The 23,230-nt window shown below is 34.4% G+C and carries 19 protein-coding genes; 15 read left to right on the forward strand and 4 right to left on the reverse strand.

Translation table 11 applies throughout. From position 1 onward, the window contains the following. Positions 1-6 precede the first annotated feature (6 nt). Positions 7-3,144, reverse strand: coding sequence for a SusC/RagA family TonB-linked outer membrane protein (locus tag LOK78_RS16180; RefSeq protein ID WP_232635635.1), 3,138 nt, complete (start codon positions 3,142-3,144; stop codon positions 7-9). Positions 3,145-3,398: 254 nt separating this feature from the next. Next, positions 3,399-3,947, reverse strand: a complete 549-nt coding sequence (locus tag LOK78_RS16185; RefSeq protein WP_232635636.1) for a beta galactosidase jelly roll domain-containing protein — start codon at positions 3,945-3,947, stop codon at positions 3,399-3,401. A gap of 229 nt (positions 3,948-4,176) precedes the next feature. Here LOK78_RS16185 and LOK78_RS16190 point away from each other — a divergent pair, with 229 nt between their 5' ends. From LOK78_RS16190 to LOK78_RS16210, 5 genes are all read left to right on the forward strand, one after another. Beyond that, on the forward strand, positions 4,177-8,223 hold the full coding sequence (locus LOK78_RS16190) for a hybrid sensor histidine kinase/response regulator transcription factor (RefSeq protein ID WP_232635637.1): 4,047 nt from the start codon (positions 4,177-4,179) through the stop codon (positions 8,221-8,223). A gap of 164 nt (positions 8,224-8,387) precedes the next feature. Then, positions 8,388-10,826: a glycoside hydrolase family 2 TIM barrel-domain containing protein gene (locus LOK78_RS16195; protein ID WP_232635638.1), complete on the forward strand. Its 2,439-nt coding sequence runs from the start codon at positions 8,388-8,390 to the stop codon at positions 10,824-10,826. Positions 10,827-11,153: 327 nt separating this feature from the next. Beyond that, on the forward strand, positions 11,154-12,593 hold the full coding sequence (locus tag LOK78_RS16200) for a tyrosine-type recombinase/integrase (RefSeq protein WP_232635639.1): 1,440 nt from the start codon (positions 11,154-11,156) through the stop codon (positions 12,591-12,593). Beyond that, positions 12,580-13,245, forward strand: coding sequence for a hypothetical protein (locus LOK78_RS16205; RefSeq protein ID WP_232635640.1), 666 nt, complete (start codon positions 12,580-12,582; stop codon positions 13,243-13,245). The genes LOK78_RS16200 and LOK78_RS16205 overlap by 14 nt, the downstream gene beginning before the upstream one ends. Before the next feature lie 57 nt (positions 13,246-13,302). Then, on the forward strand, positions 13,303-13,752 hold the full coding sequence (locus LOK78_RS16210) for a hypothetical protein (protein WP_232635641.1): 450 nt from the start codon (positions 13,303-13,305) through the stop codon (positions 13,750-13,752). Here LOK78_RS16210 and LOK78_RS16215 read toward each other — a convergent pair. Next, on the reverse strand, positions 13,749-14,135 hold the full coding sequence (locus LOK78_RS16215) for a DNA/RNA non-specific endonuclease (RefSeq protein ID WP_232635642.1): 387 nt from the start codon (positions 14,133-14,135) through the stop codon (positions 13,749-13,751). The genes LOK78_RS16210 and LOK78_RS16215 overlap by 4 nt on opposite strands. A gap of 90 nt (positions 14,136-14,225) precedes the next feature. Between LOK78_RS16215 and xerA the strand changes: the two genes are divergently transcribed. From xerA to LOK78_RS16245, 6 genes are all read left to right on the forward strand, one after another. Continuing rightward, complete coding sequence (xerA, locus tag LOK78_RS16220) at positions 14,226-15,356, forward strand: site-specific tyrosine recombinase/integron integrase (protein ID WP_232635643.1); 1,131 nt, start codon at positions 14,226-14,228, stop codon at positions 15,354-15,356. A gap of 71 nt (positions 15,357-15,427) precedes the next feature. Continuing rightward, positions 15,428-15,691, forward strand: coding sequence for a hypothetical protein (locus LOK78_RS16225; RefSeq protein WP_232635644.1), 264 nt, complete (start codon positions 15,428-15,430; stop codon positions 15,689-15,691). A gap of 373 nt (positions 15,692-16,064) precedes the next feature. Further along, complete coding sequence (locus LOK78_RS16230) at positions 16,065-16,367, forward strand: hypothetical protein (RefSeq protein WP_232395946.1); 303 nt, start codon at positions 16,065-16,067, stop codon at positions 16,365-16,367. Between the two features lie 290 nt (positions 16,368-16,657). Then, positions 16,658-17,137 carry a hypothetical protein gene (locus tag LOK78_RS16235; RefSeq protein WP_232635645.1) on the forward strand — a complete coding sequence of 160 codons (480 nt, stop codon included), beginning with the start codon at positions 16,658-16,660 and terminating at the stop codon, positions 17,135-17,137. A gap of 135 nt (positions 17,138-17,272) precedes the next feature. Continuing rightward, positions 17,273-17,440, forward strand: coding sequence for a hypothetical protein (locus LOK78_RS16240; protein WP_232635646.1), 168 nt, complete (start codon positions 17,273-17,275; stop codon positions 17,438-17,440). A gap of 19 nt (positions 17,441-17,459) precedes the next feature. Next, positions 17,460-17,738 carry a hypothetical protein gene (locus LOK78_RS16245; RefSeq protein ID WP_232635647.1) on the forward strand — a complete coding sequence of 93 codons (279 nt, stop codon included), beginning with the start codon at positions 17,460-17,462 and terminating at the stop codon, positions 17,736-17,738. Positions 17,739-17,782: 44 nt separating this feature from the next. Here LOK78_RS16245 and LOK78_RS16250 read toward each other — a convergent pair whose 3' ends face one another. After that, complete coding sequence (locus LOK78_RS16250; protein WP_232635648.1) at positions 17,783-18,748, reverse strand: IS110 family RNA-guided transposase; 966 nt, start codon at positions 18,746-18,748, stop codon at positions 17,783-17,785. Between the two features lie 360 nt (positions 18,749-19,108). Here LOK78_RS16250 and LOK78_RS16255 point away from each other — a divergent pair, with 360 nt between their 5' ends. The 4 genes from LOK78_RS16255 to LOK78_RS16270 all read left to right on the forward strand — a co-directional run bounded on the left by LOK78_RS16255 (position 19,109) and on the right by LOK78_RS16270 (position 22,766). After that, complete coding sequence (locus LOK78_RS16255) at positions 19,109-19,585, forward strand: hypothetical protein (protein WP_232635649.1); 477 nt, start codon at positions 19,109-19,111, stop codon at positions 19,583-19,585. A 63-nt stretch (positions 19,586-19,648) separates the two neighbouring features. After that, the gene (locus LOK78_RS16260) at positions 19,649-20,383 is read left to right on the forward strand and encodes a hypothetical protein (protein ID WP_232635650.1); all 735 of its coding nucleotides are present in this window, start codon (positions 19,649-19,651) and stop codon (positions 20,381-20,383) included. A 275-nt stretch (positions 20,384-20,658) separates the two neighbouring features. Continuing rightward, positions 20,659-21,432 (forward strand): XRE family transcriptional regulator, encoded by a 774-nt coding sequence (locus LOK78_RS16265; protein ID WP_232635651.1) that lies wholly within the window; start codon positions 20,659-20,661, stop codon positions 21,430-21,432. Continuing rightward, the gene (locus LOK78_RS16270) at positions 21,429-22,766 is read left to right on the forward strand and encodes an exonuclease domain-containing protein (RefSeq protein WP_232635652.1); all 1,338 of its coding nucleotides are present in this window, start codon (positions 21,429-21,431) and stop codon (positions 22,764-22,766) included. The genes LOK78_RS16265 and LOK78_RS16270 overlap by 4 nt, the downstream gene beginning before the upstream one ends. The last annotated feature ends 464 nt before the right edge of the window (positions 22,767-23,230 follow it).

A 23,230-nucleotide genomic window follows, 5' to 3' on the forward strand; every position in this document is an offset into this window, starting at 1 on the left:
CTCATTTTAAAAATTGATAGTCAAACCATAAGAGATTGTTCTGTATAAAGGATAATTATTTCCTGTCCATTTAGTTCCAATTGTCTCTGGATCAAATATTCCTGTCATTTTAGTCCAAGTGTAAATGTTCTCTGCAGAAATGTAGAACCGTACTTTTTGAAGACCAATTAGATCTATAACTTCATTTGGCAAACTATATCCAAATTGTAAATTCTTCAATCTTACGTATGAAGCATCCTGCAAATAACCAGTTTGTGCATAATGATTTTTACCATCACCAAATAGCGGTCTTGGATAATAAGAATCCAGATTTTGTCCTAGCGGATGATTTGGATCGGCACGATAATAGTCTTCATGTTGGGTTAAACCTGTAGACCACCAAATACCCCAATCCCAGGCTCCCCAGAAATAATAACTATTCACATAATAGTCCTGTTTCATAACACCTTGGAAAAAAGCTCTAAAATCAAATCCTTTGTAAGCTACATTTAAATCTAATGACACTGGAAAACGAGGCGTATTGTTACCAATAACTTTCATATCCCCATGGTCGGCTTCAGTAAAACCTCCAGAATCTATTCTTCCATCTCCATTCAAATCAGCATACATAATATCTCCTTGAGCCCATTGTGCTCCTAAGGCATCTTGACCTCCATTTGGCAAAGAAGCTAAATGTGCTTCCATTTGTCCTGCATATCGGGCTATATCAATGGTTTCGTACCCCCAAATTTCTCCAAGTTTACGACCTTCAACATATTGATTAAGATCTCCTGTTGGGTTATAGAATCTGGTCACTTCCGTCTGTGCATCAGACAATAAAAAATCAACGCTATAACTCAATCCATTTTTTAATTGGTCTCTCCAGCTTAAAGCCAATTCAAAACCAACGGTTTTTAAATCTGTATTATTCATGGCAGGAACTCCCGTACCTAAAGTTGCAGGTAAACTTGGTGGGTTCCCTAAAAGTCCTTTTGTATATCTATTGAAATAATCAAAAGAGAGATTCAATTTATTGTCAAACATTGAAAGATCCAAACCAACGTTGTAGGTTTCTATATTTTCCCAGAATAATGATTGACTAACAATTCCTGGTGCTGAACTTGTATTGGGTTGTGATCCATTAACTAACCACGACCCATTCGCTGTACCTAACGGCATTGTTGTATAGGTAGGATATACGTTGTTGGTGTTTTGATTCCCTAATTCTCCATAAGAGCCTCTAAATTTCAAGTTACCTACAGTATTACTTAGGGGCTCAAAAAAACCTTCTTTAGCTACATTCCAACCAATAGATACTGATGGGAACCAGTTCCATCTTTTATCCGATCTCCATCTCGACGTACCATCATAGCGCAAATTTCCTTCTACTAAATATTTTTCTTTGTAGTTGTAATTCAACCTTCCAAACACACCTTGTGTTGCCCAATCATAATAGTCACCTGCCACTTCAGGTGGCACTGCTTCTCCACTACTATCCGTTCCGTCAGTGGTATTAATTGTTGGTAAAGAGGATACTATAATCCCGTTCCTTTCCGCAGATAAAAAACGTGTTTTATTCAATTCAGATTGATAACCAAAAAGCACTTTAAAATTATGCCCTTCCCCTACTTCTCTTAAATAATCAGTAGTTATGTTAGTATTCAGATAATTTTCTCTAAAGCCTTGTTCATGCACTAAACTTTGCATCCAAGAATTAGTAAGTACCTCATTCCCATCGACATCATGGTTATAAACTTGGTTTACATCCCAATGACGAAATTCGTTCCTTGTACGATAATTTAATGACCCCGTAATAGTCCAATCTTTTACTGGTTCAAGAATAACCTGTCCTTGTTGATAAAGCCAATCATTTTGAGTTTTGTCAACACCACCATCTCTTAAGCCAAGTGCTGGGGAGGGAGAAGAAATTAAATGGCCATTTGGATCATACACAGGAAGCATAGGCCACCCCTGACGTGCCAAATCCTGAAACAAACCATCTGTCAATTGAGATGGCCTTTGAAAATCCTCTCTAATAAAACGATTTGTAACACTTACTTTAGCCCAATCAGAAAGCTTAGCTGTAATGTTTGCAGAAGTGGTATAACGGTTATACGTATCTGTATTAAATTCCATTAGACCATTTTGATCTAAATAATTTCCAGATGCATAATACTGTATACTTGATGTCCCTCCACTAATATTGACATTGTGCTCCTGAGAAAATGAATGGTCTTTATATATAACATCATACCAATCATTATTGGCTTGACCATAGCCATAGCCATCAGCCCAATATTGAGGGTTACTAGGATTTTGAACAATTTCATCATTTGTCAAACCATTTTGATAATTCAAAATGGCCTGAATCCTTTCATCAGTAAAAAAAGGAGCTTGTCCCCCATTAATGTTAGCATCATTATAATACAAGGCAAAAGTATATGAGTCCATCATGTCAGGGACATTAATAGGCGTATTCCATCTAAAATTATTATTATAACTTACTTGAGTTTTTCCGTCTTTACCCTTTTTAGTAGTAATAAGTATCACTCCAAAAGGAGCACGTGAACCATAAATTGATGATGCTGCAGCATCCTTTAATACGGAAACACTTTCGATATCCTGTGGATTTAAGGCGTACAAATCTCCCTCCATACCATCAATTAAAACCAAAGGGGCTGCATTGGAGTTATTCCCTATTGCTCCAATACCACGAATATTTATAACTGATCTATCATCTAAATTCCCTCCATTTTGCGAGATATTAAGTCCAGGAGCTAAACCCTGTAACATTTGGGTAGAATTTTGAACAGGTCGAGATTCAAGCTTTTCGGAATCCACAACCGCTACGGACCCAGTAAGATTTACCTTTTTCTGAGTTCCGAAACCCACAATTACTACCTCATCAATACCAACAACATCCTCATCCATTATAACATTAATTTGGGTTTGGTCTCCAACAACAACTTCTTTGGTCTTCAGACCTACATAGTGGAACTCTAATACATCTCCAGAAGAAACACCTGTAAGTGTATAGTTTCCATCAAAATCAGTTACAGTTCCCTTGGATGTTCCTTTTATTATTACAGAAGCTCCAATAACTGGTGTATCAAATTGGTCCTTAACAATTCCTGATACACTCTTTTCCTGGGCTGAAGCTAACATACCCCAGAAGAAAATTAACATAAAAAGCACTTTTGAGCTCTTTGATTTTAACTCATTCGAAGTGCTAGGACTCAAGCCAAAAAAACAACGTTTTTCTTTCATAGTTAGTTATACTTAAATTTGTGATTTATTAATTTGAAATAGTTAAGATTAAATTATTTTCATAATGCTAATGTATTTTTTAAGAATTTATAAAAACATCTTATTTTCATCAAAAAAGATCTATTTTTCATAATCACCTAATATATATTGAATTATGAACCACTTAAAAACAACCATACATGGTTATAAATTCCGGTCCCCTTTTTCCATAAATTATTGGTCCTTCTAGTTTCTTCCACAAGAATTGCGATCACATTATCCCCATGAAAATTGAGATAAGTATTTAAATGAAGTAATGAGATTTCATTGTTATTTAATTGAAATTTTTCTACTTGTACTCCGTTAATGTATAATTTTGATTTAGGGCTAATTCCCTCAAATCCCAAATAAATATTCTTTTTAATCCAGTTTGGTGGAACTTGAAAATGTTTCCTGTACCATGCAGTTCCTTCAGTAATGGTTTCTTTATCTGATTTTATGTGTATTTCTGGCATAAACTCATCATTACTCCAATCATGAGGTAGATCTAATTCTCTCCAGTCTTGATCATCAAAGTTAGTTTGGAATGCCAAATCATTTTTTCCATAATTATACTTCCAATTAAGATCAAACAATTGCTTATTGTCCAAGCTTATATTCGAATTACTACAGCTCGTAATCATTATCATTATCAAAAAAATAAGACTTGGTATTGCTTTCATAATCTCAATTTTAAATATGGAACTTCTAGCTATCTTTTAATTGTTCTATTAAAAGATTTTACAGTAAAACCAACATTATAAATCTAGATGGAAATTAAACATCTGTTGATCTTAGACTCGTCAATCAACCATCTTAAATCAGTCAAACACCAATAAGGAAGGAAGAGAATATAACTCATTATTAGAATTTAATTAATTTTACAAGAGACCCATAAAAAAGAAAAAGTATATGACTAATTTCTTTAGACAGTTATTGCTTTCTGGAATTATATCATTAGTAGGATTCTATTTAAATGCCCAGGTTTTAGAAATCGAGAAACTAGGTATTGAAAATGGACTATCCAACAATAATGTAGTGAGCATCACACAAGATAATGATGGATTTATTTGGATAGCTACTAAGGATGGTTTAAACAGATTTGACTCTAACACATTTAAAGTTTTTACATCTTCAGAATCGGAATCTAATACTATATGCAGCAATGTCCTTAATCATGTTTATGCAGATAAATTTGATGATGTGATATGGATAGCATCAGAAAAGAATGGTGTTGATGCTTACAATTACAAATCACATATTTTCACTCATTATGAACATGATTACGACAATCCTGAAATAAACGATTTGAGTGCTAATGGGGTGACAAGAATTGATGGAGATGATAAAGGTAATATTTGGTTTGCAACTTATGACCAAGGCATTGATATCCTAGATAAAAAAACCAATCAGTTTACCAATTTCAACACCTCTAATACTCCTGGATTAGGTTCCAACTATAATTGGTACGTCATGTATGATACCGAAGAAAAAATTTATGTGGGTCATGTTATGGATGGGTTCAGTATCATTAATTCAAAAACTAAAACAGCTATTAATTATAAACATGATCCCAAAAACCCCAATTCTTTAGCCGACAATACGGTAACTAGTATTTTAAAGGATAAAAAAGACCGTATTTGGATTGGTACTCGTAACGGTCTTACCTTGTTCAATCCTATAAGTGAAAGAATGGTAACCTTTCGTAACGACCCTAAAAACCCAAATTCCATTTCAAGTAATTTTATCCAGAAAATGTTTGAAACCAAGGATAATGAGCTTTATATAGGAACTGAAGGCGGAGGACTTAACGTACTGCATTTAAACGACTTAAATTTCGATTCAGATTCTTCCTCATTAAGTTTCTTTCATATTAATGCTTCAGAAACCCCTGAAGGGCTAACAAGTCAATCTGTGCAAACCGTTATCCAAGATACTTTTGGAAATATTTGGCTCGGTGGCCTTGGAGGAGGTATTAATTTCATACCAAGCAGAAAAAGTAATTTTCACAAAATTGTATACCTCCCATTCATCGGAAACACTAATAGCCTAAACGACAAACCTGTCCATTCAATTTGTGTGGACAATAAAAATCAAGTCTGGGTCGCAAATGGTATAGGAGGAATATCAATTTATAAGGGTGGCATAAAAACCAAACAGATAGACACCATACTAAATGATTCGAAAAAACAGAGCATTATTAGTTTGTATCGAGCCAGAAATGAAGACATTTGGATTGGAACATCTCAAGGGGAAATTTTCACTTACAGCAGTATAGAAGATAATTTTACCAAACTCAAGTGTTTTGACACTTTAAACAACACTCCTATTTATTCTTTTTTTGAAGATAAAAAAGGCCAAATTTGGATTGCAACAGATCTAGGTCTGCATGAATATAACCCTCAAACAAATCAATGTAATATTTTCTCTAAATCCAACTCAGAATTACCGGATAATATTATAAGGTCTATTGCAGAAGATGGTCATGGAAATTTGTGGGTGGGTTCGTTAATTGGCGGTTTATGTGTTTTTGACAAAAATTTCAAACTTATAAAAAATTATGGTGAAACCTATGACTTTTATGCTGTAAATCAAATCTATAAAGATTCTAAAAACAGGATGTGGATTACCAGTCAAAACGATTTATTTCTTATCAAGGAAAACTCTACTGATTCTGTCCTAAGGGTTAGTGAGATAACAGGATTGGCAGAAGCTAATGTACGTTCCATAGTAGAAGGTAAATCGGAAAAAGAGATTTGGGTCAGTACTACAAATGGAATTAGTCAAATTGAACTTAATACCATGAATATAAGCAATTATGATGTAAGTGATGGTATTGTGGCTGGGGACTATCTCTTTAATTCGGTAGCCAAAACGGATGATAATAAAATATATTTCGGATCTCAAAATGGAATTACCTGGTTTGACCAAAACCTTGAACCCATAACCATGCCTACTTCAGAGGCAACTATCACCAAGTTTTCTACAAGTAGTAACAAAAACTTTTTGAGCGAATTTACTGATGTTCCATTTGGAGACAATATAGAACTTGATTACACTCAAAATTCATTTCAAATTGGGTTTAACATACTAGACTATTCACTAGCCCATAAAGTAGAATTTGCCTATAAAATGGATGGACTTAACGATAATTGGTATCTTGATGATGACAATGATGTCACTTTTAGAAATTTAAAACCCGGCAATTATACATTCAACTTAAAAGCCAGAATAAAAAATAATGCTTGGTCTGATAAAATACATCCTTTATTTATCAAAATAAACCCTCCTATTTGGCTTACTTGGTATATGAAACTGATTTACATTATCATCATTGCAACAATGATTTATTATGCTTTAAAGTTTTACAAGAAAAAATTAAAAATAGAAAATGACCTTCTATTAGAAAAAAAGAGTAGGCAACATGAACAAGATTTAAATGAGGAAAAATTAAGATTTTTCACAAACATTACCCATGAATTAAGGAGCCCAATGACTTTAATTTTAGGCCCATTGGAAGATCTTATATCGGAAGGTTCATTTTCCGAAGAGCAGTCTAAAAAAATTCATATGATCCATAGAATTTCTAGTAAACTACTTCGAATTGTCAATCAAATTTTAGAGTTTAGAAAATCTGAAAATAAAAGCCGAAAATTAAGTGTTATTAAAGATGATTTAGGAAAATACATCTATGAAATAGGTGACAAATACAAGGATCGCGCAAAAAGTAATCAAATTGATTACAGTATTATAATTCCAGAGAAAAAAGTAGACGTCTTTTTTGATCCAGATGTAGTTACTATAATTGCTGACAATTTGTTATCCAATGCCTTTAAATATACACGTGAAGGTAGCATTACACTTGAACTTAAGCAATGTGTAGAAGACAGCATTGAATATACTAAAATTCTTGTATCAGACACCGGATATGGAATTTCTGATGAAAACTTACCCTATATTTTTGATCGCTATTTTCAGGCCAAAAACACCTCCCATCCGGTAAAAGGAACTGGAATTGGACTAGCCCTACTAAAAAATATGGTTGAACTACATGAAGCTGATATTGATGTCCATAGCGCTTTAAATGAAGGCACCGAATTTCGAGTGAAATTTTTAACTAATAATACCTATCCTGAAGCTGTTCATTATTACCCAGAAGAAGCTCAAATTGAAGAAATTGAAGAAAACTCTAAAAATTTAATCCTTGTTGTAGATGACGATCCTGAAATTGTTGAGTACATATCCGATTCTTTAAGTGATATTTATAATGTTATATCCGCTGAAAATGGTAAATCAGGATTTGAAATAGCTTCTGAAGAGATCCCTGATATTATAATAAGTGATATCATGATGCCCATTATGGATGGTCTTGAAATGTGTAAACAATTGAAAAAGGATCTAAGAACCAGTCACATTCCACTTGTACTCTTAACTGCCAAGGGTTCTTTGCACGATCAAAAAGTTGGATATGATTTAGGTATTGACTCCTATCTCACTAAACCCTTTAGTAGTAATTTGTTAAAGAGTCGATTAAAAAATATATTAGATGCCAGACAAAAATATTCTCTTTCCAATTCATCCGAGTTTAAAGCTAAGCAAGAATTATTGAATGAATCCATTGGAGAGCTTGATCAGGAATTCTTGAAAAAACTTACCCAAACAATTGAAGAAAATCTCGAAGATGAAAAAATGAATATCTCGTATGTAGCTGGACAACTGAATATGAGTCACTCCACTCTTTATCGAAAAATTAAGGCTTTAACCAACTTGACCGCAAATGAATTTATACGAAAAGTGCGCATTAATTTTGCTGAACAACTTTTAATAACTGGTCAGTATAATGTTTCAGAAATAATGTATCAAGTCGGAATCAATAGTAGTAGTTACTTTAGGCAATGTTTTAAAGAAGAATTTGGATTAAACCCTAGTGATTACCTTCAAAAACTAAAAGAATCTTAGTCCACACCTCACAAGTTTATGAAAACCAAATATTTAATAAATACTATTCAATTATCAATTGATTAATTACTGACCTTTTTCGCTTAAAAAAAGACTCCTACTTTTGAATAAAAATAGAATATTGCAAATACATTTCTATAATCTATTCGCTACTTAATTAAAGTATGAAACTAACCAAAATATTAGCTCTTTTATTTTTTCTAACATTGACATTCTCTAGCTGTCAAAATGATAATGTTGTGGATAGAAAACAGAACTTTGACAATGGATGGAAATTTCATTTGGGCGATATCCCTGAAGCTTCAAACTTTGATTTTGATGATTCTTCTTGGCGTTCGCTCGACTTGCCTCATGACTGGAGTATTGAAGGAACAGTAGATGTTTCTAATCCTTCAGGTAATGATGGAGGGTATTTTCCTACAGGTATAGCATGGTACCGTAAATCATTTATTATACCAGAAGATTATAAAGGAAAACTAATCAATATCCATTTTGAAGGAATTTACATGAATTCTGAGGTTTTCATAAATGGAAAATCGTTAGGCATATACCCCTATGGATATTCGCCCTTTTCCTATGATTTAACCAAATACATGCATATAGGAGAAGAAAATATAATTTCTATTAAGGTAGATAATTCCATACAGAAAAATAGTCGTTGGTATACTGGCTCAGGAATCTACAGACATGTTTGGTTGGAAGTAACAAACCCAACTCATATAGATCATTGGGGGGTATTTATTACAACTCCTAAAGTGACTTCGACCAAAGCCGACGTTTTAATTAAAACAAAAATTAAGAATGGTACTGATACTTCCAAAGATATTTTAGTGGCATATTCATTATTTGATCAAAATCATAATAGTATAGGAAATCTTCAAAGCAATATAAATCTCGAGCCAAATTCTTTTAAGGAAATAGCTCAATCTTACACGATAAACAATCCCAATCTATGGAGTCCAGAATCCCCTTTCTTGTATACTGCTGAAATAGCTTTAAAGGCGGATGATGAAACCATAGATCAAACGACAACTGTATTCGGTATTAGAACCATTGAATTTACCAGTGAAAATGGTTTCTTATTAAATGGAAAAGAAACTATTTTAAATGGAGGTTGTGTGCATCATGACAATGGTTGTTTGGGAGCTGCCTCATATGATCGTGCTGAAGAAAGAAAGGTAGAGCTTTTAAAACAAGCAGGATTTAATGCTGTTAGAACAGCGCATAACATCCCTTCTGAAGCATTTTTAGAAGCTTGTGACAGATTGGGCTTATTAGTTATTGATGAAGCTTTTGATGGATGGAAAGAAATGAAAACCACCTTTACTCCTATCGAACACGATTATGCTTCATTATTCGACAAATGGTGGAAAACAGATCTTCAAGCTATGGTAAAAAGGGATAAGAACCACCCCTCAATTATCATGTGGAGTATTGGGAACGAAATTATAGAACGCACCAAACCTGAAGCTGTAGAGACCGCTAGAATGTTATCTTCAGCGGTAAAAGAACTGGATTCAACCAGACCAGTGACCTCCGCAATGACCAGCTGGAATCAAGGTTGGGAGATATTTGACCCGCTTATGGCAGAGCACGATATATGTGGTTATAACTACATGTTACACGAAGCCAAATCTGATCACGATCGTGTCCCCTCCCGTGTTATCATGCAAACAGAGTCTTATCCTAAAGACGCCTTTTTTTGTTGGGATTTAGTTTCAAGCAATCCATACATCATTGGTGATTTTGTTTGGACCGCTATTGATTATCTAGGAGAATCTGGTATTGGACGTTGGTATTATTCTGGAGAAGTTCCAGGAGAACATTGGGAAAGAGACCTTTTTCCATGGCATGCATCCTACTGTGGAGACATTGATTTAATGGGTATTAGAAAACCTATTTCCCATTACCGAAACATGCTATATAATGATCATGAAAAACTGTATATGGCAGTACGCGAACCTAACCCACTTCCTGCTAAAATTCAAACAACTATGTGGGGCAATTGGCCAACCTGGGAAAGTTGGACGTGGCCCGAGTATAATGGAAAAATGATCGAAGTTGAGGTTTATTCAAAATATGAGAAAGTGAGATTGTATCTTAATGACACCTTGATGGATGAAAAAACAACAAATAGAGAATCAGAATACAAAGCTATATTTGAAATTCCATATCAACCAGGAACACTAAAAGCGGTTGGCGTTCAAGAAAATAAAGAAAAAGAAACCAAAACATTAATGACTGCTGGTAATCCTAAAAAATTAAAGTTAACAGCCGATAGAAAAACAATCAATGCTAACGGACAAGATCTAGTATATGTTTCAATCGAAGTTACTGACCAAAATGGAATTTTAAACCAAAACAAAAACACCCAAAACCTCTTACAATTTGAATTAGAAGGACCTGGAATCATTGCAGGTGTAGACAATGGAAACATTAAAGACACCTCCCCATATGTTTCCAATTTAAGAAAGGCGTTTCATGGAAGAGCCTTAGTCATCCTAAAAAGCACGGATGAAGAAGGAACTATTAAACTAAATGTTACTTCAGAAAATCTTGAAACTTCCTCGATTCAAATTGTATCTCAAACATCTGTGAAATAGTTGTTAGTTTATTTAAGAGTTTATTATCATTTTTCACAGTATAGCCTCGGTTTTTAATCGAGGCTTATTTATTTCTCATGAGTAAGCTATTCAATAATATTTCTTTAACTTTATTGTTCGAAATAATAATTAACCCTAAGGTTAAATTTGCATACAAAAGTGCATACGATTTAAAATTTTTAAATTTTATAACTCACTAAAAAACAGCTTTTTAATTTTTTAAAAGCGGAGTTCATAACCCAGAGGTCCCGAGTTCAAATCTCGGTCTCGCTACAAAATCGTAACACACACCCTTCTAGCGGTTTAGTTCACCTAAACCGCTTTTTTATGCCTAGTTTTAACGATTTCATTACCTTTGAGTACAGACATGAACACGTTTTGGAACACGATCCGGAACACGTTTTGGAACACGATTTTGATTTTAACATACAACAGAAATTGACTAAAAGACTGCCCTACTCCCCTCCAAAAATCTATGATGCCAAGGGAGACCTGTCCAAAAGATGGTATGTATATTTCTCATACAGGAATCCCAAGGACGGGAAATTGACCCGAATGAAAAACATCTATGGAAATGTAAACCAGTATAAAACCAAAAGGGATCGACTGGCACTTTTGAGCAAATACAGCAGCAGGTTACTTAGGTTATTGGAATTGGGTTTTAATCCCTATCAGGATAATCTGGAGAAGTTTTTAGAAAGTAAAAAAAGAATCTCTGCCCAAGACCAAAAAGGTCAGGTTGTTGTTCAAGAAAAACCAAGTCTTCAAAACATTCCTGTGCAAACCAGTAGCGGATCCAATCAAAGTAATTCTGTAAAAGAAGAAGAAAAAAAGGTTATCCCAAAAGACATGCTAATTAAAAATGCTTTTATGGATGCATTGGAAAGAAAGACTCCTGGAGTAAAACAATCCACCATTCAGGGATACACCTATTCAGTCAATTCGTTTCTGGATTTTATGAAAAAGAAGTATCCCAAATTGAAAAGCATTGACCAAATCGATAAAAAAGTAGCCCAGTCCTTCATGACCGAAAGGAAAAAAAGTGTCGGTGCAAAAACCTACAACAATACCAGAATCAATTTAAGTGCTGTCATGCAGGACATGGTTGACCATGACCTTTTGGATACCCACCCTTTTGAAAAAATAAAAAATCTCAAAACCCAGCCCCTGCGTCACAAAACCTACAAACCAGAGGAGGTCAAAAAAATATTCGATTATTTAAAGGATGCTGATCCCATTCTTTTACTATATGTCCAGTTTATTGCCTATGGTATTTTTAGACCATTGGAAGTCAATAGACTCAAGATTGGAGATATTGATTTGGTCAACAAACAGGTAGAGCTAAAGACAAAAACCAGAAAACGCATCATCAAACGGCTCCCAAGGATCTTGTTGGATGTTCTGCCCGATCTATCCCATCTGGACTCAAATAACTATCTTTTTACCCCTACCGAAATTGGAGGTGTTTGGGATGCCAGTGAGAATAACAGAAGGGATCACTTTTCGAAGCGCTACAAATTTGTTGTCAAGGATAAATTTAAAATGCACAAGGATTATACTTTGTATAGCTTTAGACATACCTTCATTTCTTTTATTTATGCCGAACTGAGAAAACAACACTCCCAATTTGCAGCCAAATCCCTTTTGATGGAAATTACAGGCCACCAAACACTGACGGCACTTGACAAATACCTAAGGGACCACAGCATTGAAATAGCAGAAGACCACTCACATTATTTGGACAATTCGATTTATGGAGAATTATAAAATCCTGGAAAAGCTGCTTCTTAATTTAAGGGTAAGCTACATTTTTTATATCCCTAAAGACCTTCTTCCTAAAGAAGAACTTGAAAAGCTACATCCAGATTTGGTCAAGGATATTTTTGACCAGATCATTGGTCTGGACAAAGAAGGTACTCCCAACCCAAATTATAAGTTATATATCCTAGACATCATGGACAAACGAAGCCTATTAAAACAAAATACTATGGCACTTTTGGAGGCCAGGGTAAAAATGGATGAAGCTTCGTTAAAATACATTTTGGAAGAGTACAAAAAGCATCTTGACGGACACCTACACATCAGCAATTGGTTAAATACCCATTTGCAAAAGTATTTTCCGAAAGAATATCCAGAAGTCCATTCTTTGTTCCAACACCATAATAATTCTTTTATTGATCATTCAAAAGAATTGGTTACCCTGTTCAATTTAGAGATTAGTACGCCTCTAAAAAATGATCCGGTTAAGGAATTTAAAAACTTGTTTTTAAATGAGAAATCGGCAGAGAATATAGTTAATCAATCCACAATTTCAACTGTTGAAAAATGGCTTATCAAACCTGTAAAAGAAATAACTGATGATGAAATAGATCACATGTTGTTGAACCAAGTCTTTGGTATAGACCCTAAACATTTTTAATTGTAAGCAACAAACAAAATTGAATTATACGTAAAACAAACGTTTATTTGACGCAAAATGAGCCAAGAAACCCAATATTATACCTGTAAATACTGTTTTGAATCATTTATACCCAAACGTAGAAGGGTACAGAAATACTGTAGCAACACTTGTAGGAACAAGGCGTACCATGCCAGAAAAACAGCAACAACAACTGGGGAAACCTTGCCAGGAAAATTGGAAAACCAATTGGCAGTTCCAACTCCAATCAAACAAACTGTTAACACCGCTGATATTACAAATGCAGCCATTGGAACATTAACGGTAAATGCTCTGTCTAATCTTTTAACCAAGGAAGAAAACAAACCTGCCACCAAAAAGGACTTGGTCGAAATCTTAAAAGCTCTAAAAGGTAGGTACCATATAATTAAAAACGGTGAGCCACTTGCTGATGGCAAAAAACCGTATTATGATATTGTAAAGCAAGAATTGGTTTACCTGTATCCATTCCAAGCATTAACTACTTAGCTCCTACCCTTTTTCATATAATCCTGCCACTGCACCAATACGTATTTCTCTATTTGGTTTTCCATTTTTTTTAGAAATCCATACTCATAAACAAATAGATACACATCACCCTTAGTATTCTTCCAGTAATGGGTAAAGAAATGAGGGTCAAACCCCTTATCCTTTAAGGTGCTGGACCTCACGGTGGCTTTGCCTGCTTTATTATAGCTTTTTAAAATGCGTCGGTTCTGTTTTAGTTGGTTGTCCACCTTATTGTAAAATCTTGGCTCCTCCTCCAAAGATCTCCGATAGTGATAGGAACTTTTACAGTGTAAATCGCAAAACCGCTTATCTATTCTACCTGTTAGCTCCTTTCCACAAGACATACATGTATTTTTATTCATATCTATCACATTAACCGAATGTTACACGAATACTATTCGTATAATATACGAATAAATCATTTTTAGTGGTTAATTTTAAAAAAACGTATCATGAAATTCAGTCAGCACATCACTCTAAAACACCTTTTAATTGACAACCAGAAGTTTATAGGACTTCAGTTTTACTCAAACAAAGCGCTGGAAATTCTGGTCAAACAGCTTGACAATGTTCAATGGAGCGAAGAGTTCAACATGTACTATGTCCCCAATAAAAAACCCATGTTAAATGCCATTTATGATACTTTCAGGGGTGTTGCCTGGATAGATTCAAAATACTTTTTTAGCCATACCAGATCCAAACAACTGGATGAGACCTTTGATGTCAATTGGTTCAGGAAAAGACAAAAGCCCAACAATTACAGGCTTTGTCCAGAGAGCTATCTACAAAAGCTGGAACTAAAAAAATACTCCAACAATACCGTGAAATCCTATGTCAAACTTTTTGAGGAGTTTATCAACCATTTTCCAGAAAAGGAAATTGACCAAATCAATGAAATGGATATTAGGGATTACCTAAAGGTTCTGGTACAGAGCAAGCGTTCAAACTCTTACATAAACCAATCCATAAACAGCATAAAGTTCTATTTTGAAGTGGTTTTAGGAATGCCCAATAGACTCTACCGAATTGAACGTCCCAGAAAACAGAACAAATTGCCCAAAGTTTTATCAAAAGAACAAGTGAAAGCGCTTATTGAGTGCACTGGTAATATCAAGCACCGATGTATAGTTTCCTTGCTTTATTCTGCCGGATTGAGACGCAATGAGCTTCTTAACCTAAAAATCCAGGACATTGACAGTTCAAGGATGCTGGTCCATGTGGTGGATGCCAAGGGAAACAAAGACAGGTACACACTTTTGTCACAGAATGTACTTGTGGATTTAAGGAAGTACTATAAGCAATGGAAACCCAAGAACTACTTGTTTGAGGGTGTACAAAATAAAAAATATAGTGGCAGCAGTGTTGGAAAAGTAGTTGCCATGGCAGCCATGAAGGCTGGAATAAAAAAACAGGTAACTCCCCATATTTTAAGGCATAGCTTTGCTACACACCTTTTGGAAAACGGGACAGATTTGAGATACATTCAATTACTGTTGGGACACAATTCCACCAAAACCACCGAAATATATACCCATGTGGCAAAAAGTAGCTTTGATTCTATCAAAAATCCGTTAGATTTGTAGGTATATATATAATAAATATATGTTCACCAGTGAACATATCCACACGTTGTAAACTATTTAAAAAGAACTATATGACTGAAAAAATAATCAATAACACTATAATATTTGATGGAGAAAAAGAACACATCGGACTTGATATATATAAAAATGACCGACTTAAAAAGTTTTTGAACGACTATTATATTTGGCATTTCCCAAAGGATTTTCAAAACGAAGTAGTTGAACAAAACGGAACTTTTTACATAAGCACAAATAATGACTTATCAAACATCAACATTAAGTTAAAGAACGTTAGCCAAGAGACTCTTGACCGATTTTATCAGATATATAATTAATATTAGACTTTATTACTTTCTCAATTCGTTTTCCTTCATCACTCAATCCAATGAATAAAGCAATTTTAGAAAGTATTAACTGTCTCTCATTATCGGACAAAAAATTAAATTCGTGAAACATATCTATTAAATCTTGACTTGAATAACCATTCGTTAAAATGGACTTTGACATATCAAACGAAACACCAGAATTGACCGACATAAAAAAACAGTTTACAACACTGTATAACGTCCATTGCTTCGGATTTTCATAAATGAAAATACTTGCAACCGGACTGTGTTGTTTTTTAATTAAACATTAACTCAATTAACGCAACAGTCGTTATACAAACCGTTGTGTGTCATTAAAGAAATGGATATAAATAATTAAAATATGGATTTAAAAGAACTTGATGAAAAACTAAGAGAAGTTGTTGAAAAATGGATAAATGCACTTCCTGACTTTAACACAGGGCATGAAACAACAGATATGTTGAAAAGAGTTAAATATGCTAGCGAAAATATATCATTTAATAATGAGATAAATAAAATAGCAGATGAATATTTATCGGATAAAGAAAATTTATCTTTACGAGATAAAGAGAATTTTTGGTTTTTACTTAGGAGATATAGAACAAAATACGAATACGGATTTAACTTTCCTGGCGGTGATGACTTTTATCAATCACTATTTTGAATCCAGTGAGATATTCAAACCTTTGGATTAAAGGTTGCATTTTGTTTAAAACATCCCAAAATTCAGCTTCTTCCTCATCCATTCGTTTATTTACTTCTGACCAATCAATATTATTAACCGACATAAAATAACGCCACACAACATAGTATATAAATAATAAGGGCTATTGTGCTAAAATTTAATATTAATACTTTTACCATTCAACGTTTATATATGAATATTATATACTTGAACCCTTACTATTCATATACAAACCGTTGGCAACAATATCCGAACGAAACGCAAGACAAATGGAAAAGAAATTAAAACAAAGTATTCTGACTTCTTATCTAATTGGAGCACCAATCGGAATCTTTGTCGTTTTCGCTACGATTTTTGTTCCGAGCTTCTTATTCGGAGAAGGACTTATGACAATTGTTATTCTTGGAACATACGGAATTTCAACAATCGGACTTGTAGTTGCATTTTTAATTGCTCTTTGGATTGGTGGAAAATTAGCATATAAGAATATTAAAAGCGGAAAATCATTACTTCTGACTTCCTTTAAATACTCAATAGTTGTGAATTTAATAATTTGGACAACTTTTTGCCTGATTATCGGACTGACTGTTACGGAAGAAAGATTTCTAATGATGATTCCACCGATTATCGCTTTTGCTGTTTGTACAGTTCTGACAACTTTTTCAATTGGGCTTTTGATTTCATACATTATAAAACGAATAAACAATAAACCAACTGAATTAAAAAATACTGTTGCCAACACCGTGTAAAAATAATTGCTTGGTTCTTGCCTACTCGGAAAATCCTGCGGATTTTCCTCTGGTTCGTTCCATTTTTAGTAAGTTAGTTGCTCGCACACGCAACTATCCTTACACAAACCGTTATGCACAAGTTGACAAAACCGAATGAAAGCGCAAATCGAGAAACATAAAGTAAGCGGAAAAGTTTACGTTTGGACTTATAAAGACAATAACCGAAATTATCCAGGTTGGAATTTTACGACTGACTTAAAAGCAAGTGAAAGTCTCTCTGAATTATTGAATTTAATGTCTGATTGCGAATGGGTCGACTAAAAAGAAAATAACGACTGAATTGCCAACTCAAGCGCAATTGAACGTGCCGAATAATCAAAACGGAATTGCTAAATGGAAATCTAAACCGAATCTGACTCTGAATTACAAAACGTCTGAATCGGAAAATCATTGGCTGATTAATGAACTTGATAACGGAATTGAAATTCAGTTCGGAAAAGAAAAACTGACTGAATTACAAAACGCAATAAACGGAATTCCAAAAGGGAATGGAGATTTTGCAATTTCAGACCAAAACGAGGAGAACATTTTGTACTTCTGGTGGAATTTAGAAAAATAAAAAACCAGTGCATAACAAAGAACTGAGTTAAAAAACAAGTTCTTTTAGCTCAATTTTGACACATAATTTTCATGATATGGCAATCCACTTTTTGCAATTGCAAAAGCTTGTTTAATTAACTTGTTTACCACGGCTATCAATGCCAATTTTTTGCTCTTTCCCTGTGCCACAATGCGTTCATAGATATTCCTACAGGCCCTATTGTACTTGCAGGCCGAAAATGCACACAAAAACAAGAGGTTTCTGAGCTTTTGGTTGCCCATCTTGCTGATCCTGCTTCTTCCCCTGACACTGCTTCCTGATTGACGAATGGTAGGTGTTGTGCCAGCAAAACTGCACAGCTGAGATGCTGTCTCGAACTTGGTAAAACCATCGGTTAGTACAATCAACAAGGCAGCTGTCTTATCGCCCAGTCCCGGAATACTTTTTAGGTTGCTAAGCTGCTGTTGGTTCTCTTCTTTGACCATGGACAACAAACGCTCCTCCAAGGTCTTTATCTCTTTATCCAAAGCCTTTCTTGACCTAACCAGCGAGCGGTAAACTGCCTGTGAAGGAATCCCTAAGGCCTGCTCGCCATGAATCTTGTTCTTCAATTGGGTTCGCTGTTTGAGGTAGAGCTCCAAAAGTCGAAGAAGCTGCAAACATTCGGCTTGGTTTTTGTCCTTGCCGGTGTAAAGTGGAACCTGATTCTGCCCAGCATATTCACAAATGGCCTTGGCATCACTCTTGTCTGTCTTGATCTTGGACAACCGCATCTGGATAAACCGTTTTACCGATAAAGGATTGACCACCGAGACATGCTTCTCCAGACCATATAGATACTGTGCCAAACAATAGTGATAGTAGCCCGTGGCTTCCATGACTACCAGTGCAGAGTCTTGCATATCCTTAACAAACTGCTTAAAGCCTTTCAGATTATTGGGATATTGCTTGTAAAGGCCTGTGGAGTCCACCACATCAAAGACATCTTTGCTGATGTCTACGCCATAAATTTCATTATATTTACTCATAAGAATTGAATTTTGGAAAGGACAGACTACTTGGGTATCAACAACTTTAAATCGAGGTCCAGGCCTCACAGAACTGATCGAAATCTAAGTAGAAAAGAGCAGGGATTATCAATGTTGACGGAATCTCTAGTTCCAACGGCTATAGTAACCTTAGTCTGCTCTTTTGTTCTTTCTGATTAGAATACCAATTTAATTAGATTTCAAACTTAAGACGGCTATAATTCAGCGTGGCGACAGTGCAAAAACCAAAAGTAAAACCTATATTTAAACTGATTTCTATGCGGAATAGTCCTGCGGACCATTCCACGCCGAAATCATACGAGCCAAACCGTTGTGCATAATTTAATTGTAAAACATCGAATGAAAAAAACTTACATTTTCGGGCTTCTGATTTTGATTACAAGCTGTGGAAAAGAAACTGATTTAAAAAACCGAATTGAGCAATTACAGGCTCAAAATGACAGTTTAAGATCGGAATTAAAAAATTATGAAAATAAATACGTGTTTGAAAACGTGTTCTTCAAACATTACCCAGTAAATGGTTCTGAAATGAAAAAAGGCGAAAAATATTTTGGCGAATTTGTATTTCTACCGTATTTAGAAAACGATATTGTTCTATTTGGTACGGAAATAGCTGAATCTGGACGGACAATCAAAAATCCAGACACCCTTAGATCAAAGAGAAGTAAATATGGAGCTTTCAGTTTTGAAGTTGATATCGTGAATGATACTACTGAGCTTATATTTATGCCATTAATGAAAGATGATATCTCGATAAAACATCAAAACCTTGGTTATGATGGTGTTTTAATTTCTGATAAAATCAGATCTAAATAAAAAACTATGCACAACAACGGTTAATCTCCAATAGCCGGTACCGTAAGAAAGAAAATAATTAACTTGACCAACAAACTAATACTAAGCCGACAAATCCGCGTCCATACTCCGCCAACTGGCGATAACCGAGACCGTTGTACATCATTTATGACCAAATCACTTCTTTTAGCCCTGACATTATCTTTTTTTGCAAACCTTGCACAAGGTCAAATTCAAAAAGATTTTTTTGTTGAAGATGCAAATGGTGTTGACTTTCTAAGAATAAAATTTTGCGTAAATGAAAAATCTCAGATTTTTGGCGCAGAAGTTGAACAAAGTGAATCCACTTATAAAAATGAATACGTTATTAATCAAATTAAAGAGTATTTACTAGGTATTGAGTTTTATGAAAACAGTAAATTAAAAAATGATTGCCATTTAACTACGTTTAGATTAATTAATTCGAAGTATGAAAATTTGGAGATTAACGGAAAGGAAATCCCCAAAGATTTCCCTCTTCTTATAGGAGAGTATCGTTATAAAAATCCATTCTACAGTGAAACAAAAATTATCAGAAAAAATAAAATCCAGAGAGAAAAAGGTAAAGAAGAAAAACAAATCTATTGGATTGAATGGATTTCAGATTCTGAATATAACCTGATATACAAAAGAATGACTGACAAAAATTTGAGGCAATATATTGGGAAAGTTATTCATGTAAAGATTTTAGATATATTACCAGATGGAAGTTATGTTTATAAGTCGACCGCGGATCATTTTGACTGGATTACTTATGGTGTAATAATGAAAGTAAAATAAACAATGTACAACACCGGCTATAGTTCCTTTAGACTTGCTTATGATTTTCCTCACGAAAATCCCTTCAATTGGTTTCTTTTTCCTAACCACCCATCAGACCTTATTCTATATGCAAACCTACTAACATTAGGCAACTTTAAGTACTGATTATTATTATTGGTATCCATTTTATAATTCTAAAAACTATATAATAGAAATCCATATTTTTAAAAGATTGCTTTGAAAGCTTAAATTTGCTACATTTAAAAGCATTTAAAGCTTACATTTGTAGCATTATGAAAATAGTATCTAAAAACATTAGACAGCTAAGACAATTGAAGGGTCTTACTCAAGAAATTTTAGCTGAAGAGTTAAAGGTAACAAGATCACGTATAAGTTCTTACGAGGAAGGCCGTTCTGCCCCTACCATAGAATTTTTAATTGATCTATCAGATTACTTTAAAATACCCATCGACATCCTATTGCGCAATGATCTTACAAAAGCACAGGACACCTCGTTTATAGAAGTTGGAAACAGACGGGTATTATTCCCCATAATGGTAGATAATGATAATGAAAACCTGATAGAAGTTGTTCCTGTTAAGGCAACAGCAGGATATTTGGCAGGGTACGATGATCCAGAGTATATTGAACATTTACAAAAAATTAAGTTGCCCTTTTTACCTACTGGAAAACACAGAGCCTTTCCAATCAAAGGAGATTCCATGTTACCAATGAAAGATGGTTCCTATGTGATAGGACGCTTTGTTGAGGGTAGAGAAGATATTATAAGTGGTAAAACCTATGTACTCATCACATTAAACGAAGGGATGGTATACAAACGGGTCTTAAACCAAATCAAAGAAAAAAATACATTACTGCTAATCTCAGACAACACAAATTATGCTCCGTATGAAGTTTCCATTGATGAAGTTCTAGAGCTCTGGGAATTTACATGCAGTATCAATACCCAAGAATATGATGAACGAGAACTTAAGATTTCCAGTATCATGAACATGTTCAATAGCTTGGGAGTGGAATTAAAGGCATTGGAAAGGATTATAAAATGATGTACACTGTCATAGATATTGAAACTACAGGACAAGGAAATAAAATAACAGAAATTGCCATTTTTAAATTTGACGGGGAAAAGGTAATTGATGAGTTTACATCTTTGGTAAATCCTGAGATCTACATACCTGAATACATCACTGCCCTTACGGGTATAGACAATAGCATGGTGGCAGAGGCTCCTACTTTTAGGGAAATAGCAAGTTCCATACTTGAAATTACCAAGGATTGTGTTTTTGTGGCACATAATGTCAATTTCGACTACAACATCATTCGGAATGAATTTAAAGCCATTGGTCTGGAATTTACACGCAAAAAACTGTGTACTATTCGTTTATCTAGAAAACTGATACCCGGACATCGCTCTTACAGCTTGGGAAAGTTATGTGCAGCCCTTAATATACCTATTGAAGGCCGTCATCGGGCCAGAGGTGATGCCCAGGCTACCGTTACTCTTTTTCAGAGAATTATTGATACTGATAATTCCGAAAAAGTATTTGCTGAGTTTTTAAGGAGAACTTCAAAAGAAGCTACTCTCCCACCCCACTTGCCAAGTGATATCTTTAATGGTATTCCTAATGCACCTGGAGTTTATTACTTTAAAAACAAAAGGGGTAAAATCATTTATATTGGAAAGGCCAAGGACTTAAAAAAAAGGGTGCTGGGACATTTTTACGACAAGACAGACAAAGAATTAAATCTATGTAGGGAAACTGCTGATATTGATTATGAACTATCAGGAAGCGAACTTATTGCTCTGCTAATGGAAGATGCAGCCATTAAACAATATTATCCCGAGTACAATGTGGCCTCCAAAAGAAATCCTAGAGCATATGGGATTTTTACCTATCAAGATAGAATGGGAATTAATCATTTGGCATACAACATCTTGAAGAATGCTCCGTCACCTTTCATTACTTTCTTCAACATCACTGATTGTAGAACCTATTTAGAAAAAATATGTGTGCAATTTGAACTTTGTCCCAAGTATTGTCATTTACAGGAAGGCGTCCAACAATGCAGCCACTATAAGATCCATACATGTCGTGGTGTTTGTATAAATAAGGAATCAGTAAAGAACTATAATTTGCGCGTTGAACAAGCTATATCGTTCACTAGCGAAATATCTTCAAACAAAATCATAAAAAAACCTGGAAGACATCCTGATGAAGAGGGATTTGTATTGGTTAAAAATGGTATTTATTTAGGATTTGGATTTGTGGAAAATACTGAGCAAATTATAAATACGGAGGACTTGGAGCATTTTCTTATAAGACAGAAAGACAATGTTGATATCCAGAGAATACTGAAAAGACAGTTAATTACTTCGTAGCCAAAAATTTATTTAGATAAAAACAATGAAATTAAAATTGATTATCACTCAAATCAAAACAAATTGATTATTTACTCTTTTTTGGAGCAAACTGGTGTTTTTAGTTTATTTTATTAAATTGCATCGAAAATTATTTAACCACGTGAACACAAAACCGAACAGGCTGGTGAACACGATTTTGAACACGATTATTTATAACTAACTGATAATCAATATCTATTTTTGTCAGTTTATCAATTCATAACCCAGAGGTCCCGAGTTCAAATCTCGGTCTCGCTACAAATTTTAAATAATTGTACATAAGCGGTTTAGCCTTTGCTAAACCGTTTTTTTATGTCCAATTATAAAGATGTTCTTACATTTGCATACGAAAGTGAATACGAAAATGCATACGATTTGCCCAACAAAAACAAATTTACCACCCCAAAAATTTACACAGCAAAAGGAGATTTAAGTAAACGTTG

Origin of the sequence: Mangrovimonas futianensis (genome assembly GCF_021245805.1) — a bacterium.
In the GTDB taxonomy this organism is placed as follows: Bacteria; Bacteroidota; Bacteroidia; order Flavobacteriales; family Flavobacteriaceae; genus Mangrovimonas; species Mangrovimonas futianensis.

Coding starts and splice junctions, on each gene's coding strand:
- LOK78_RS16180 (WP_232635635.1), bottom strand. CDS start 3,144: ATGTTAGCTTCAGCCCAGGAAAAGAGTGTATCAGGAATTGTTAAGGAC.
- LOK78_RS16185 (WP_232635636.1), bottom strand. CDS start 3,947: ATGAAAGCAATACCAAGTCTTATTTTTTTGATAATGATAATGATTACG.
- LOK78_RS16190 (WP_232635637.1), top strand. CDS start 4,177: ATGACTAATTTCTTTAGACAGTTATTGCTTTCTGGAATTATATCATTA.
- LOK78_RS16195 (WP_232635638.1), top strand. CDS start 8,388: ATGAAACTAACCAAAATATTAGCTCTTTTATTTTTTCTAACATTGACA.
- LOK78_RS16200 (WP_232635639.1), top strand. CDS start 11,154: ATGCCTAGTTTTAACGATTTCATTACCTTTGAGTACAGACATGAACAC.
- LOK78_RS16205 (WP_232635640.1), top strand. CDS start 12,580: ATGGAGAATTATAAAATCCTGGAAAAGCTGCTTCTTAATTTAAGGGTA.
- LOK78_RS16210 (WP_232635641.1), top strand. CDS start 13,303: ATGAGCCAAGAAACCCAATATTATACCTGTAAATACTGTTTTGAATCA.
- LOK78_RS16215 (WP_232635642.1), bottom strand. CDS start 14,135: ATGAATAAAAATACATGTATGTCTTGTGGAAAGGAGCTAACAGGTAGA.
- xerA (WP_232635643.1), top strand. CDS start 14,226: ATGAAATTCAGTCAGCACATCACTCTAAAACACCTTTTAATTGACAAC.
- LOK78_RS16225 (WP_232635644.1), top strand. CDS start 15,428: ATGACTGAAAAAATAATCAATAACACTATAATATTTGATGGAGAAAAA.
- LOK78_RS16230 (WP_232395946.1), top strand. CDS start 16,065: ATGGATTTAAAAGAACTTGATGAAAAACTAAGAGAAGTTGTTGAAAAA.
- LOK78_RS16235 (WP_232635645.1), top strand. CDS start 16,658: ATGGAAAAGAAATTAAAACAAAGTATTCTGACTTCTTATCTAATTGGA.
- LOK78_RS16240 (WP_232635646.1), top strand. CDS start 17,273: ATGAAAGCGCAAATCGAGAAACATAAAGTAAGCGGAAAAGTTTACGTT.
- LOK78_RS16250 (WP_232635648.1), bottom strand. CDS start 18,748: ATGAGTAAATATAATGAAATTTATGGCGTAGACATCAGCAAAGATGTC.
- LOK78_RS16255 (WP_232635649.1), top strand. CDS start 19,109: ATGAAAAAAACTTACATTTTCGGGCTTCTGATTTTGATTACAAGCTGT.
- LOK78_RS16265 (WP_232635651.1), top strand. CDS start 20,659: ATGAAAATAGTATCTAAAAACATTAGACAGCTAAGACAATTGAAGGGT.
- LOK78_RS16270 (WP_232635652.1), top strand. CDS start 21,429: ATGATGTACACTGTCATAGATATTGAAACTACAGGACAAGGAAATAAA.